Source organism: Pradoshia sp. TA40_28 (assembly GCF_059694525.1).
In genome coordinates this window covers 284,958-299,688 of record NZ_JCATZO010000003.1, presented here as the reverse complement: position 1 = coordinate 299,688, position 14,731 = coordinate 284,958, and the positions used below count along the sequence as shown (strand labels likewise).

The following is a 14,731-nucleotide window of genomic DNA, read 5'->3' as shown; positions in this document are numbered from 1 at the left end:
GAAAAACATTCAACATGGTAGCGTTTGCATAAAAAATTCCATGGTACAAGGGGCTTTACGAAAGGATTTTGTTATCATAGAATAAGGATGCGATTATGATAAAAAGGTAACAACTTATATTTCGTGATTTTGTGTTTCTGTCTGTCTATTACAGATGTATACTCAATGAGGATAATACTAAACATGGGGTGATATCATGAAAAGAATAGGTGTATTAACAAGTGGGGGAGATTCACCAGGCATGAATGCTGCGGTACGTGCCGTTGTAAGAAAAGCGATATTCCATGGTGTAGAGGTTTATGGAATTTATAACGGATATCAAGGCCTTCTGAACGGGAACATTAAAAAGCTTGAGATTGGATCAGTAGGAGATATTATACATAGAGGTGGAACGATGCTGTATACAGCTCGTTGTCCTGAATTTAAGGAAAGAGATGTCCAATTAAAGGGAATTGAACAATTAAAGAAATTTGGAATTGAAGGACTTGTCGTTATAGGTGGAGATGGGTCTTATCGTGGAGCCAAAGCATTAACAGAGCATGGATTTCCATGTATAGGTGTACCTGGAACGATTGATAATGATATTCCAGGAACAGATTTCACTATTGGATTTGATACAGCCTTGAACACAGTTATTGATTCTATTGATAAAATCAGAGATACAGCTACTTCACACGAACGAACATATGTTATTGAGGTTATGGGAAGAAATGCCGGAGATCTTGCATTATGGGCAGGACTTGCCGGTGGGGCGGAATCTATTCTTATCCCTGAAGAAAACTATGATATGATTGATATCATTAATAAGCTACAGCGTGGGCATGATAGAGGAAAGAAACATAGTATTATTATTGTTGCTGAAGGTGTTGGCAGTGGTATGGAAATTGGTGAAGAAATCCAGAAACGTACTGGCCATGAAACGCGCGTGACTGTTTTAGGACATGTTCAGCGTGGGGGTTCACCAACAGCGACTGATCGCGTATTAGCCAGTAGGTTGGCTGCAAATGCTGTTGAATTGCTTCTTGAAGGAAAAGGCGGTCGCGCAGTAGGAATCGTTAATAATAAATTAGTCGACTATGACATAATTGAAGCGTTAAAGATCCCTCATGCGATTGACAAAAAAATGTATGAATTATCTCAAGAGCTTTCAATTTAATTAAGAAATAGTAAATAGGAGGATACAACATGCGTAAAACAAAAATCGTATGTACGATTGGACCAGCCAGTGAGTCATTAGAAAAGTTAAAAGCATTAATGGAGGCAGGAATGAACGTTGCCCGTCTTAACTTTTCTCATGGTAGCCACGAAGAACATCGTGCAAGAATTCAAACCATTCGTCAAGCTGCTAAAGAAACTGGTAAAACAGTAGGGATTTTACTTGATACAAAAGGTCCTGAAATTCGCACACATAATATGGAGAATGATGGATTTGAATTAGTGGCTGGTCAAGACGTCACGATTTCTATGACTGAAGTACTTGGTACTCCAGAGAAATTCTCAATTACTTATGAAGGTCTCATAGATGATGTTCATGAAGGATCCAGAATCTTAGTGGATGATGGTTTAATTGGTCTTGAAGTAACAGGTTTGGATAAGGCTAAAAAGGAAATCTATACAAAAGTTCTTAACACTGGAATGATTAAAAACAAAAAAGGTGTAAACGTACCAGGAGTTTCTGTGAAATTACCAGGGATTACACAAAAAGATGCTGAAGATATCGTTTTCGGTATTCAGGAAGACGTTGATTTCGTTGCTGCTTCCTTTGTTAGAAGAGGTGCAGACGTTCTTGAGATCAGAGAATTACTTGAAAAGCATAATGCTGGTCATATCCAAATCATCCCTAAAATCGAAAATCATGAGGGCGTAGAAAACATTGAAGAAATCTTACAGGTTTCTGATGGTCTAATGGTAGCGCGTGGAGATCTTGGTGTGGAAATTCCAGCTGAAGATGTACCTCTTGTTCAAAAAGATTTAATCAAACGCTGCAATACACTTGGTAAACCAGTTATTACGGCTACACAAATGCTTGACTCTATGCAACGTAACCCACGTCCGACGCGTGCGGAAGCAAGTGACGTAGCGAACGCAATCTTTGATGGTACAGATGCAATCATGCTTTCTGGTGAAACAGCTGCCGGCCATTATCCGGTTGAAGCGGTTCAAACGATGCATAATATTGCAAGTAAAGCAGAAACTGCTTTAAATTATAAGGCAATCCTATCTGCTCGCAGTAAAGATCATGATTATAGTGTGACGGATGCGATTGGACAATCTGTAGCTCATACAGCTTTAAACCTAAATGTTTCAGCTATTATTACACCAACACAAAGCGGCTCAACGGCGCGTGTTATTTCTCGTTACCGTCCTAAAACGCCAATTATTGCCATCACTTCTGATGAAAGAGTTATGAGACGATTGGCATTAGTATCTGGTGTTTACCCAATTTTAGGTACTAGTACAACAACAACTGATGATATGCTTGAAAATGCGGTACAAGCAGCTACAGAACAAAACATGGTAAAACCAGGTGAGTTGGTTATTATCACAGCTGGTGTACCAGTGAATGAATCTGGTACAACAAATATTATGAAAATCCATCTAATTGGATCTGTGTTAGCGAGTGCTCAAGGAATTGGCAGAAAATCTACTTCCGGTCGAGTTGTGATTGCAAACAGTGCGGAAGAAGCGATTGCTAAAGTTAAAGAAGGATCTATCCTAGTTACAAATGCAACTGATAAAGACATGATGCCAGCGATTGAAAAATGCGCAGCATTGGTAACAGTAGAAGGCGGGTTAACAAGCCATGCTGCTGTTGTAGGATTAAGCCAAGGTATTCCAGTTATTGTTGGAGTTGAAAATGCGACAAGCCTATTCACAGATAACCAAGTTATCACAGTAGATAGCCGCAGTGGTCGTATTTACGAAGGTAATACAGGAATTCTGTAATAAGCATGATGAAAATGGAGCTGTTTGTTTAGCTGTTTGCTATTTAAACAGCTCTTTTTTAAATCTAAAACCCCATGATATAAGTTAAACTAAAGGGAATAGCGTATACAAACAATTAGGAGGTTATGAATGAAACTCTCAACCATATTGTTCATTCTTATACCGATTATCGAAATTATTGTGTTGTTGGTTTTCGGTTCCTATTTAGGAATTGGCTGGACAGTCTTCCTTATTTTTTTTACTGGGATAATTGGAGTATATCTGGCTAAAAAACAAGGCCTTCAGACTATTCGGCGTGCAAAGGAACAAATGAGTAAAGGTTTTATGCCAGGTGAAGAAGTATTTAATGGGATTTGTATTCTGTTCGGGGGTTTCCTGCTTTTGCTACCTGGTTTTATTAGTGATCTTGCTGGTTTCCTATTGCTTATTCCCTATACAAGGAAAGCATTTAAGCCAATCCTTTATACATTGCTTACAAAGTATATGAGCAAAACACGGAAGACGATTACCATTATTCGATAAATAAGGGGGCTGCTTCTAGCGACAAAAAATCGTTAGGTGCAGCCTCTTCCATTTAATTTGGACTAATGGGAGGTTTATGGCCCATTATATAGTTTTTTAAATCTTGAAGGATATGTAATTTATATAATGAGCGCAGGATGACTAAGACAATAGGCCCGACAATAAAGCCTAAAAAGCCAATCAATTTAAATCCGACGAATATAGATACTAATGTCGATAGTGGATCAAGGCCAATGCTTGTGGAAAGGATTTTCGGTTCCATGAATTGCCTTTGGACAATTACCACTGTATATAAAATACCAAGTCCAATTGCCAGTCCGAAGTTGCCAATAATCAGTTCATAAATGATCCATGGGACAAATACTAATCCAGTACCCAGATAAGGTAATAAATCAACAAAACCGATAATAAGGGCGATTGTAATGGCATAATTCACCCGCAGTATCAATAAACCTACAAGTACAATTAACGCGGTTATGGATATTAAAGTGAGCTGCGCTCTTATAAATCCAAATAATGCTTTTTCCAATTCTTTAAGCACATTCTTTAAATTGTACATTACTTTATTTGGAAGAACTTTTTCACTATAATGAAGTAATTTATCCCAGTCCTTTGCAATGAAAAAGGTGGCCAGCAAAGTAAAGATCGTTCCTGTGCCCACACTTGGGAGCCAACCGATTAAAACAGGAATGAACCCTAAAAATGACTGAAGCATTGATCCAATAGTATTGCCTGCATTTTTTCCTATTTGCTCAATATTAGACAGAATGGTATCCTGCTGTCCGGTATCGAGGGTATTAAAAAAGGATATAATACTTTCATAGAGTGGAAGGATATGATTTGTGAAGTAATTTTGAGTAAATACAATCATTGTATTTAAATGTTCGGGTAATACTTCTGACAAATAAGTGATACCGGCAACCACTTCAGAAACAAGAAAAGTAATTAAACCTGCAATAATAGCAACAGAAACCAGGATAGAGAGTATAACTGAAAAGCCTCTTGGTAGTTTTAGTTTATTCGTTAAAAATCCGATAAAGGGTTTAAGTAGATAGGCAAATGCTAAGCCAATGATAAAAGGGTACGTATATTTAGCTGTAAGAAGCAGCAAATAGAAGGCTAGATATATCCCAACAATAACAATTACAAAGCGTAGAACTTTATAAAGGTTTTCAAGTTTCATTAATGTTCTCCTTTATTTAGCTATCTGATTTTAATTATAGTATCTACGAGAGTCGAAGGGAAGTTCATATATTGCCACAAGAGTCATTTTTTGAAATAGTCTGACTTATATTTTGAGGACTTTTATATCGATATATTATTCAATAGGAAGGATGAGACAACATGTATGGTCCATACATATTTTTAATAGTATTACTGGCTATAGGATTAGTCGCAAAAAATAGTTCTCTTACGTTTGCAGCACTTTTTTTAATTGTCATGAAACTAGTTGGTTTAGATGGTAAGTTTTTCAGCCAAATTCAGGCGAAGGGAATTAATTGGGGGGTTACGATTATTACGATTGCTGTATTAGTTCCAATTGCCACCGGAAATATAGGATTTAAGCAATTAGCGGATGCCATGAAATCACCATATGCCTGGATTGCCATGCTGTCGGGAATTGCGGTTGCATTAATTGCAAAGAATGGTTTGCAGCTATTGGTAGATGATCCACATATAACAGTAGCGCTTGTTTTTGGGACAGTCCTTGCTGTCGGTCTGTTTAATGGAGTTGCTGTAGGACCGTTAATCGGAGCGGGTATTGCTTATCTAGCTATGCAGTTTATTAATTTATTTAGATAGCTTTAAAAAAGAATGTTTTTAGAATTTTGTAAGGCGTTTTCATTTCACAAATTCCACATAATTGTTTATAATTGAAAACAAGACATAGATTTCACATTTTTGTAAAAAAATTCATGTGAAATCTATTGTTATTCTGAGCAATCGTTCATCGAGGGGGAAGCTGGGTAATTTTTATGCTCTTATGATAACGCTTACTTACAAGTAAGAGATATAAATGTGATGAAAGCTTAATACATACATTACAGGGAAGAGATTACCCAATTCATCAACTGAAAATCAGGAACACAGGGGAGATTTCTAGCAAAGGAGAGATGAATCATGTCAGTTACAAAAGGTCTTGAGGGGATAGTGGCTACATCATCTTCAATCAGTTCTATTATCGATGATACATTGACATATGTAGGATTTGATATCGATGATTTGGCTGATAATGCAAGTTTTGAAGAGGTTATTTATTTGTTATGGCATCGCAGATTACCTAATAAGCTAGAATTGGAAGATTTGAAGAATCAACTTGCTGTAAATGCAGGACTGCCTAATGAATTGATTGAACATTTCAAAATGTATCCGATTAATCAGGTACATCCAATGGGTGCATTAAGAACAGCTGTATCTTTATTGGGATTATATGATGAAGAAGCCGATATTATGGATGAAGAAGCGAATTTTAGAAAAGCAGTACGTCTGCAAGCTAAAGTTCCATCTATTGTGACAGCTTTTTCACGTATTCGTAAAGGAAAAGAACCTATTGCACCGCGTAAAGATTTTGGATATGCACAGAATTTTCTCTATATGTTAAATGGTAAAGAGCCAGAGCAGATTGAAATCGAAGCATTTAACAAAGCTTTGGTGTTACATGCTGACCATGAATTGAATGCGTCTACATTTACTGCCCGTGTATGCGTGGCAACCCTTTCAGATATCTATTCGGGTGTCACAGCTGCAATTGGTGCCTTAAAAGGTCCTTTGCATGGGGGGGCCAATGAAGCGGTTATGAAAATGTTGACTGAAATTGGGTCTGTTGAAAATGTTGATGCCTATATAAATACTAAATTATCAAATAAAGAAAAAATAATGGGCTTTGGTCACCGCGTTTACCGACATGGAGATCCGCGAGCTAAGCACCTTCGTGAAATGTCGCAAAAGCTGACAAATCTAACAGGCGAACCAAAATGGTACGAAGTGTCTGCCAAAATTGAAGAGTTGGTTACCTCACAAAAGCCGCTCCCGCCAAATGTTGATTTCTATTCTGCTTCTGTATACCACAGTCTTGGGATAGATCATGATTTATTTACACCGATTTTTGCGGTCAGCCGTATGTCAGGCTGGATTGCCCATATTCTGGAGCAATATGAAAATAATCGATTGATTCGCCCGCGCGCTGAATACGTGGGACCGGGTATGCAAAAATATATCCCAATTGAGGCCCGTTAAAATTAAATATCTAAAATAATCTGATAGTTACCAATAGTATGGTTTGTTAAAAAACTTTTTGAAAGTTATACTTAAATTTATAGATTTAGAGAAGAGGTTAGTTGAAACTAAAAGGTTTCACTAACCTTGTATATTGATGTTGGAGGGGATTTGAATGAGCATGGGAGAAAAAATCACAGTCGTCGATGGAGTACTGCAAGTACCAAACCAGGCAATTATTCCGTTTATTGAAGGAGATGGAACAGGTCCGGATATTTGGGCAGCTGCGTCCAGAGTATTAGAAGCGGCAGTAAACAAAGCATACAATGGGGAAAAAGAAATTATTTGGAAAGAAGTATTGGCTGGTGAAAAAGCATTTAAACAGACAGGAGAATGGCTGCCTAAAGAGACGCTTGACGTCATTAAGGATTATCTGATTGCGATTAAAGGGCCGCTTACAACGCCGGTTGGCGGAGGAATCAGATCCTTAAACGTAGCGTTGCGCCAGGAACTTGATTTATATACTTGCCTGCGTCCGGTTCGTTATTTTAATGGTGTTCCTTCACCAGTTAAAAGACCACAGGATACAGACATGGTTATATTCCGGGAAAATACAGAAGATATTTATGCAGGAATTGAGTATGCAAAGGGATCTGATGAGGTTAAAAAACTATTAACCTTCCTTCGTGAAGAAATGGGAGTGTCTAAAATCCGCTTCCCTGAGACTTCTGGACTTGGCATCAAGCCGATTTCTGAAGAAGGAACAAAACGTCTTGTAAGAGCGGCGCTGAACTATGTAATTAAAGAAGGGCGTAAATCACTTACCCTTGTTCATAAAGGTAATATAATGAAGTATACAGAAGGAGCATTCAAAAATTGGGGTTATGAGGTTGCTGAAGAAGAATTTAGTGATCAAGTGTTCACATGGGCACAATATGACCGCATTAAAGATGCTGAAGGTACAGAGGCGGCTAACAAAGCTCAGGCAGATGCAGAAGCAGCCGGCAAAATTATTGTGAAAGATTCTATTGCAGATATCTTCCTTCAACAAATTTTAACAAGACCAAAGGAATTTGATGTAGTAGCTACTATGAACTTAAATGGAGATTATATTTCCGATGCTCTTGCAGCACAGGTTGGAGGAATCGGAATTGCACCTGGCGCCAACATTAACTATATAACAGGGCATGCCATTTTTGAAGCAACACATGGTACAGCACCTAAATATGCTGGTCTTGATAAAGTAAATCCATCCTCCGTCATCCTTTCAGGTGTACTAATGCTTGAGCACCTTGGATGGAATGAGGCTGCTAACTTAATTACTCAATCGATGGAAAAAACGATTGAATCAAAAGTGGTTACATATGACTTTGCCCGTTTAATGGATGGGGCGAGTGAAGTGAAATGTTCACAATTTGCTGATGAATTAATTAAAAATATGGATTAATAGTTTATGAAGGGAGTGATCCAATTAATGGATTGCTCCTTTTAAAAGTGGGGGTAAATAAGAATGTCTTATAAACGGAAAAAAATATCTGTCATTGGCAGTGGTTTTACAGGAGCAACAACAGCCTTTCTTTTAGCTCAAAAAGAATTAGGAGATATTGTGCTGGTTGATATTCCACAAATGGAGAATTCAACAAAAGGGAAAGCTTTGGATATGGCGGAAGCAGCACCTGTGCAGGGATTTGATGCATCCATATCGGGAACTTCTAACTACGAAGATACAAAAGATTCCGATTTGGTTATCATTACGGCTGGAATTGCACGTAAACCAGGAATGAGCCGGGATGACCTTGTTCAGACAAACCAAAAGATTATGAGTTCTGTAGCAAAAGAAATTGTAAAATATTCTCCTCATAGCTATATCATCGTTCTTACTAATCCAGTTGATGCAATGACCTATACGGTATTTAAGGAAACCGGCTTCCCTAAAAATCGTGTGATTGGCCAATCAGGCGTATTGGATACAGCACGATTCTGTACATTTATTGCTGAGGAATTACAATTATCGGTTAAGGATATAACTGGGTTTGTATTGGGCGGACATGGCGATGATATGGTACCTCTTATACGCTATTCCTATGCCGGTGGAATCCCGCTAGAAACGCTCCTGCCAAAGGAACGGTTGGAGGAGATCGTTGAACGTACAAGAAAAGGCGGCGGAGAAATTGTTAACCTTTTGGGTAACGGTAGTGCATACTATGCACCGGCAGCTTCACTTGTTGAGATGGCTGAGGCCATATTGAAGGATCAGCGCCGAGTAATCCCTGCCATTGCGTACTTGGAAGGTGAATATGGATATAATGGAATTTATTTAGGTGTTCCTACTATTCTGGGTGCGAACGGTATTGAGAAAGTGATTGAGCTTGAGTTACTGGAAGATGAAAAAAAAGCGCTTGATAAATCTGCAGAAGCAGTGCGTTCTGTTATGTCTGTGCTTGCCTAATTTTATACTATTTAAAAAATCGGGGTATTCTATTCTCCGATTTTTTGTATTTTAAGGGAATACTGAACGAAGAGGTGTACTAAAATAATCCAATCATTTCGTGTAAATACCAGAGACTACCCAAAATCGTTTGTTCCTATATAATGAATAGTATGGTGAAAAAAGTTACAGGAGGGGCCAATGAATAAAAAAGTCCTTGTAGTAGAAGATGAACAATCAATTATTACTTTATTAACTTATAATCTGGAACAAGCTGGCTATCAGGTACTTCATGCAATGGATGGGGAAACAGGTAAACGAATGGCTATGGCTGAGTCGCCAGATATAATAATCTTGGATTTAATGCTGCCAAAACTGGATGGCATAGAAGTATGTAAAATCTTAAGACAAAATAAAATAATGACGCCAATTCTTATGTTAACAGCTAAGGATGAAGAGTTTGATAAAGTGCTCGGTCTTGAGCTGGGTGCAGACGATTATATGACGAAACCATTTAGCCCGCGAGAGGTAGTTGCGCGTGTAAAAGCCCTTCTCAGAAGAGCCGGTATGGGATCCTCCACGGGGGAAAATACTGTCGAGAAACAAGAAGCAGATATCATAACCATTGGAGAGTTGAAGATTTATCCCGATAGATATGAAGCATATTTGAGGGAAGAGCTATTAGAGGTCACTCCGAAGGAATTTGAGCTGTTAGAGTTTCTGGCCAGAAATAAATCAAGAGTGCTAACAAGGGATCAGCTTCTTAATGTGATATGGAATTATGATTTCGCTGGTGATACAAGAATTGTGGATGTGCATATTAGCCATCTGCGAGAAAAGATTGAGCAAGAGACGAAAAAGCCTCTTTATATCAAAACTGTACGCGGATTGGGCTATAAACTTGAGGAACCCAGAGGATGAAAAAATTTAAGCTTAAACTAACAGCAGAAATAGCAACAGTCACGGTTATCCTGCTTCTATGCTTTGGCTTATTAATTGGAAAGTTGTTTCTTTATTATTATGATAAGTCTGTTTTGAGCCATCTTAAGGAAGAAGGACAACTGTTAAGCCTATACTTGGATGAAACAGAAGTTGGCAATTCGTTAGATACGAAATTCGAACAGTTGAACAAACATTTGAAATCTTCATTCCTGGTTATGGAGGGAGATGGGGATATACTCTATAAGACAGAGAAGCCAGTAGGATGGAATGAATGGGGAGAACCTGCTTCTCTATCTGCATTTATGGAAGATATAAAAACAGACAAACAAATAGGGACCAAAACGGAAATCAAAACAGGACCATCCTATTACTATGGTGATGCATTTCAAATGACCAATGGAGATATAGGCTATTTCATCTTGGCCGTGAATGAAGATTCCATTCTCTATACAAAAGTGTGGTTTATACTGATTGGCTGTTTGGGATTTGCCTGTGTGATGATCGGCTTATTTGTCTATCAGCTGATTAAGAAGTTCGCCATCCCCATTGAAAGTGCCGTGAAGGCAGCTCTAGAATTAACAAGAGGCAATTATCGGGCACGTTCATACGTGGGCAGAAATAATGAAACTGGCATACTTAGTCATTCCATTAATATAGTTGCTCGAAATCTTCAGGAAATGAAAATTGCTCATGAAATTCAAAAAGACAGATTGAGTACACTGATTGAAAACATGGGGAGCGCCTTGCTTTTGATTGATGGAAAAGGGTTCGTCAGTATGATTAACCATGCCTATATGGATCTCTTCAAGGTAGATGAGGAAGATTACTTATCTGAACTCTATTATAAAGTGATTAAATATGAAGAAATAAATACCATCATTGAAGAAATCTTTATGGCCGAGCAAAAGTTAAAGAAACAAATTGTTTTGACCATTGGAATTGAGCGGAAGAATTTTGAAGTATACGGTGCGCCAATTATGGGACCTAAAGATGAGTGGAAAGGGATTTTACTTGTTTTTCATGATATTACGGAACTAAAAAAATTAGAATCTGTAAGAAAACAATTTGTAGCCAATGTCTCTCATGAATTAAATACCCCTGTTACATCCATTAAAGGATTTTCGGAAACTCTCCTTGATGGAGCTATGCATGATCCTCAGGCTTTAGAGCATTTCTTATCTATTATTCTAAAGGAAAGTGACAGGCTGCAGGCATTGATCAAAGAATTACTGGAACTTTCAAAAGTCGAACAACAAGACTTCCAACTTGATTTACAGGAAATTGATATTATTCCTGTTCTGACAGACACCTATACCATGCTTGAGAAAAAAGCATCTAAGAAACATATTGATTTTGAATTACAGGAATTTAGCAAGCCGGTTATTTGTGAAGCAGATGCATTCCGGCTTAAACAAGTCTGTATAAACCTTGTCAATAATGCGATATCCTATACACCTCCAAATGGTAAAGTACGAATTATTGCGAATGAGGATTCTGATAAGGTATATATTGCCATAGAGGATACCGGTATCGGAATAGAAGAAAAGGAATTTCCTCGAATATTTGAAAGGTTTTATCGGGTTGATAAAGACCGTAGTCGGGAATCGGGAGGAACGGGGCTTGGACTGGCCATTGCTAAACATATTGTAGAGGCACATAACGGAGAGATCACGATTCAAAGTCAAAAGAATGTGGGTACTACCTTTACGATTATCCTTCCTAAATTCCAATCGAAACGGTAAGAACTACTACCCAATAGAATTGCATGGTAATCATGAAGGGATAACGTAAGGCTTTAAAACCCAATACCCAAAAAGAACCGTCATTTTTCTTTCAAACTCTAGTCATGATAAAATAGAGTGGACAAGGAGAAGTGACGTTTTTTTATCAGAAGGGCAAAAAAACATGAAATAAGTATTCGTTGGTTGCGTCTGCTATGATAATTAAATTAGGCGGGAAAAACAAATAAAACATAATTATTTTAGTTAAATAAGCTATTCAATAAAGAAAATATAGATGGATACTGGAGGTAGCCATGAAGAAAAAATTAATCTTAATAGATGGAAACAGTATTGCCTATCGGGCGTTTTTTGCATTGCCATTGTTAAATAACGACAAGGGCGTCCACACAAATGCCATTTATGGTTTTGCGATGATGCTCAATAAAATTATTTCAGAAGAAAATCCAACTCATATTTTAGTTGCATTTGATGCTGGGAAAACAACCTTCAGACACAGTACATATAAAGAATATAAGGGTGGGCGTCAAAAGACACCGCCTGAATTATCAGAGCAATTTCCGTTCATTCGTGAACTATTAGATGCGTACGGTATTGCCCGTTATGAATTAACGAATTATGAAGCCGATGATATTATTGGAACACTAGCTCTTGAGGCTGAAAAAGGGGAGTATGAGGTTCAAATTATTTCTGGTGATAAAGACTTAACTCAGCTTGCTACCGATAAAACGACGGTTCGTATAACTCGTAAAGGTATTACCGATATGGAGGATTATACACCGGCGCATATTCGAGAAAAATACAATTTAACGCCAAATCAAATTATTGATTTAAAAGGGCTGATGGGAGATGCATCAGATAATATCCCTGGAATTCCAGGTGTAGGGGAAAAGACGGCATTGAAATTGTTAAATCAATTTGGATCAGTTGAGCAAGTTGTAGCTTCTCCAGAAGAAATCAGCGGGAAAAAATTAAAAGAAAAAGTGGAAGAATTTAAGGATCAGGCTATTTTAAGTAAGCAACTAGCAACAATTGAAACGAATGCTCCAATTGAAGTGAAACTTGAAACACTTGATTATGCGGGGGCAGATCAGGAAAAATTACTGTCAATCTATAAAGAATTGGGATTTGCCACTTTAATTGAAAAAATGGAACCAGCTGCTCATGAAGAAGTAACCGAGCTTGAAGAAATTGATTATCGTGCAGTAGAAGAAGTGACGGAAGAAATGCTGACAGCACATTCTTCAATCTATCTGGAGCTGCTTGACCCGAATTATCATACAGCTGAAGTCATTGGTTTAGCTATATCTAATGAAAATGGGACTTTCTTTATCGAAAAGGACAAGGCTGTGGGATCACCTCTTTTTAAAGAGTGGGCAGAAAATCCAGAATACAAAAAAACAGTGTATGATGCCAAACAGAGCATTGTTGCATTAAGTCATGATGGTATTGCTTTAAAAGGGATTGAATTTGATGTGTATCTGGCGTCCTATGTTCTAAATCCTGCAGAACCAGAAGTAGATATGGCAGATCTTGCTAAAAAGCATAATGCCGGTCATATCCAAACAGATGAAAGCTTTTATGGCAAAGGGGCAAAACGTTCGATTCCGCCAATTGCTGAAGTAGGGGAGCATATTGCGCGTAAAGCATTATCGTTAACAATTATTAAAGAAAGCCTGGAGAGAAAGCTTGAGGAATTTAACCAAATGGGCTTACTTCAGGAGTTGGAGCTGCCGCTGGCACAGATTCTCGCTGAAATGGAAATCACAGGTGTGAAGGTAGATGTTAATCGACTAAAAGAAATGGGAGCGGAGCTTGCGAGCAGATTAAAGGATATTGAAGCTAAAATTTATGATCTGGCAGGCGAGTCATTTAATATTAATTCACCTAAACAGCTTGGAGTCATCCTTTTTGAAAAATTAAACTTACCTATTATTAAAAAGACAAAGACAGGCTATTCGACTTCTGCAGATGTTCTAGAAAAACTGGAGAGCAAGCATACTATTGTCAGGGAAATTCTCCATTATCGACAATTAGGTAAGCTCCAATCTACGTATATAGAGGGATTGTTGAAAGTCGTTCATGAAGATCAGAAGGTTCATACGAAGTTCAATCAGGCACTGACACAAACGGGACGATTAAGCTCTACAGACCCGAACCTGCAAAATATTCCGATCCGGTTGGAAGAAGGTAAAAAAATCAGACAGGCTTTTGTTCCTTCGGAAGATGGCTGGGTGATTTTTGCGGCGGATTATTCCCAAATTGAACTGCGTGTTCTGGCTCATATCGCAGGAGATGAAAACCTGATAGAAGCATTTAACACAGATATGGATATTCACACTAGAACGGCTATGGATGTATTCCATGTGGATGCAACCCAAGTGACCTCGAATATGAGAAGACAGGCTAAAGCGGTGAACTTTGGAATTGTATATGGCATTAGTGATTATGGACTTTCGCAAAGTCTTGGAATCACGAGAAAAGAAGCTGGGGTATTTATTGAACGTTATTTAGAGAGTTTCCCTGGTGTTCAGCAATATATGAAGGATATTGTGGAAGAAGCGAAGGAAAAAGGGTATGTGAGTACCTTATTGCAACGTCGCCGATATATACCTGAAATTAATAATCGTAATTTCAATGTCCGCGGTTTTGCAGAAAGAACAGCCATGAATACACCTATTCAGGGCAGTGCAGCTGATATTATTAAATTGGCGATGATTCGGATGAATGCCAGATTAAAGAAAGAGAATTTAAAGACGCGTATGCTGCTTCAGGTGCACGATGAATTGATTTTTGAAGCTCCGCCTGAGGAATTGGATATTCTAAAGGAAATTGTTCCGGAAGAAATGGAAAAGGCGTTGGAATTATCAGTTCCATTAAAAGTAGATTATTCATTTGGAAACACTTGGTATGATGCTAAGTAAAGGGGGGGATGAGA

The 14,731-nt window shown here is 38.1% G+C and carries 11 protein-coding genes; 10 read left to right on the top strand and 1 reads right to left on the bottom strand.

Going from position 1 to position 14,731, the window contains the following annotated elements; all coding sequences use genetic code 11:
* Positions 1 to 196: 196 nt before the first annotated feature.
* From pfkA to AC58NB_RS05520, 3 genes are all read left to right on the top strand, one after another.
* On the top strand, positions 197 to 1,156 hold the full coding sequence (pfkA, locus tag AC58NB_RS05530; RefSeq protein ID WP_497425821.1) for a 6-phosphofructokinase: 960 nt from the start codon (positions 197 to 199) through the stop codon (positions 1,154 to 1,156).
* Between the two features lie 29 nt (positions 1,157 to 1,185).
* Positions 1,186 to 2,946, top strand: coding sequence for a pyruvate kinase (gene pyk, locus AC58NB_RS05525; RefSeq protein ID WP_497425820.1), 1,761 nt, complete (start codon positions 1,186 to 1,188; stop codon positions 2,944 to 2,946).
* Between the two features lie 129 nt (positions 2,947 to 3,075).
* Positions 3,076 to 3,468, top strand: coding sequence for an FxsA family protein (locus AC58NB_RS05520; RefSeq protein WP_497425819.1), 393 nt, complete (start codon positions 3,076 to 3,078; stop codon positions 3,466 to 3,468).
* A gap of 52 nt (positions 3,469 to 3,520) precedes the next feature.
* On the opposite strand, the gene ytvI is transcribed toward AC58NB_RS05520, so the two are convergent.
* Positions 3,521 to 4,651, bottom strand: coding sequence for a sporulation integral membrane protein YtvI (ytvI, locus tag AC58NB_RS05515; RefSeq protein ID WP_497425818.1), 1,131 nt, complete (start codon positions 4,649 to 4,651; stop codon positions 3,521 to 3,523).
* Between the two features lie 161 nt (positions 4,652 to 4,812).
* Here ytvI and AC58NB_RS05510 point away from each other — a divergent pair, with 161 nt between their 5' ends.
* The 7 genes from AC58NB_RS05510 to polA all read left to right on the top strand — a co-directional run bounded on the left by AC58NB_RS05510 (position 4,813) and on the right by polA (position 14,717).
* Positions 4,813 to 5,271, top strand: coding sequence for a DUF441 domain-containing protein (locus AC58NB_RS05510; protein ID WP_497425817.1), 459 nt, complete (start codon positions 4,813 to 4,815; stop codon positions 5,269 to 5,271).
* Positions 5,272 to 5,589: 318 nt separating this feature from the next.
* Entirely contained in the window at positions 5,590 to 6,705 is a 1,116-nt protein-coding gene (gene citZ / locus AC58NB_RS05505) for a citrate synthase (RefSeq protein WP_497425816.1), read from the top strand.
* Between the two features lie 154 nt (positions 6,706 to 6,859).
* A complete protein-coding gene (gene icd / locus AC58NB_RS05500) occupies positions 6,860 to 8,131 on the top strand; it encodes an NADP-dependent isocitrate dehydrogenase (protein WP_497425815.1) in 1,272 nt (423 codons plus the stop codon).
* Positions 8,132 to 8,194: 63 nt separating this feature from the next.
* A complete protein-coding gene (gene mdh, locus AC58NB_RS05495; RefSeq protein WP_497425814.1) occupies positions 8,195 to 9,133 on the top strand; it encodes a malate dehydrogenase in 939 nt (312 codons plus the stop codon).
* Positions 9,134 to 9,313: 180 nt separating this feature from the next.
* A complete protein-coding gene (locus tag AC58NB_RS05490; protein ID WP_497425813.1) occupies positions 9,314 to 10,033 on the top strand; it encodes a response regulator transcription factor in 720 nt (239 codons plus the stop codon).
* On the top strand, positions 10,030 to 11,796 hold the full coding sequence (pnpS, locus tag AC58NB_RS05485; RefSeq protein ID WP_497425812.1) for a two-component system histidine kinase PnpS: 1,767 nt from the start codon (positions 10,030 to 10,032) through the stop codon (positions 11,794 to 11,796). Before AC58NB_RS05490 ends, pnpS begins: the two co-directional genes overlap by 4 nt.
* A 293-nt stretch (positions 11,797 to 12,089) precedes the next feature.
* Positions 12,090 to 14,717, top strand: coding sequence for a DNA polymerase I (gene polA, locus AC58NB_RS05480; RefSeq protein ID WP_497425811.1), 2,628 nt, complete (start codon positions 12,090 to 12,092; stop codon positions 14,715 to 14,717).
* Positions 14,718 to 14,731 lie beyond the last annotated feature (14 nt).

Coding starts and splice junctions, on each gene's coding strand:
- pfkA (WP_497425821.1), top strand. CDS start 197: ATGAAAAGAATAGGTGTATTAACAAGTGGGGGAGATTCACCAGGCATG.
- pyk (WP_497425820.1), top strand. CDS start 1,186: ATGCGTAAAACAAAAATCGTATGTACGATTGGACCAGCCAGTGAGTCA.
- AC58NB_RS05520 (WP_497425819.1), top strand. CDS start 3,076: ATGAAACTCTCAACCATATTGTTCATTCTTATACCGATTATCGAAATT.
- ytvI (WP_497425818.1), bottom strand. CDS start 4,651: ATGAAACTTGAAAACCTTTATAAAGTTCTACGCTTTGTAATTGTTATT.
- AC58NB_RS05510 (WP_497425817.1), top strand. CDS start 4,813: ATGTATGGTCCATACATATTTTTAATAGTATTACTGGCTATAGGATTA.
- citZ (WP_497425816.1), top strand. CDS start 5,590: ATGTCAGTTACAAAAGGTCTTGAGGGGATAGTGGCTACATCATCTTCA.
- icd (WP_497425815.1), top strand. CDS start 6,860: ATGAGCATGGGAGAAAAAATCACAGTCGTCGATGGAGTACTGCAAGTA.
- mdh (WP_497425814.1), top strand. CDS start 8,195: ATGTCTTATAAACGGAAAAAAATATCTGTCATTGGCAGTGGTTTTACA.
- AC58NB_RS05490 (WP_497425813.1), top strand. CDS start 9,314: ATGAATAAAAAAGTCCTTGTAGTAGAAGATGAACAATCAATTATTACT.
- pnpS (WP_497425812.1), top strand. CDS start 10,030: ATGAAAAAATTTAAGCTTAAACTAACAGCAGAAATAGCAACAGTCACG.
- polA (WP_497425811.1), top strand. CDS start 12,090: ATGAAGAAAAAATTAATCTTAATAGATGGAAACAGTATTGCCTATCGG.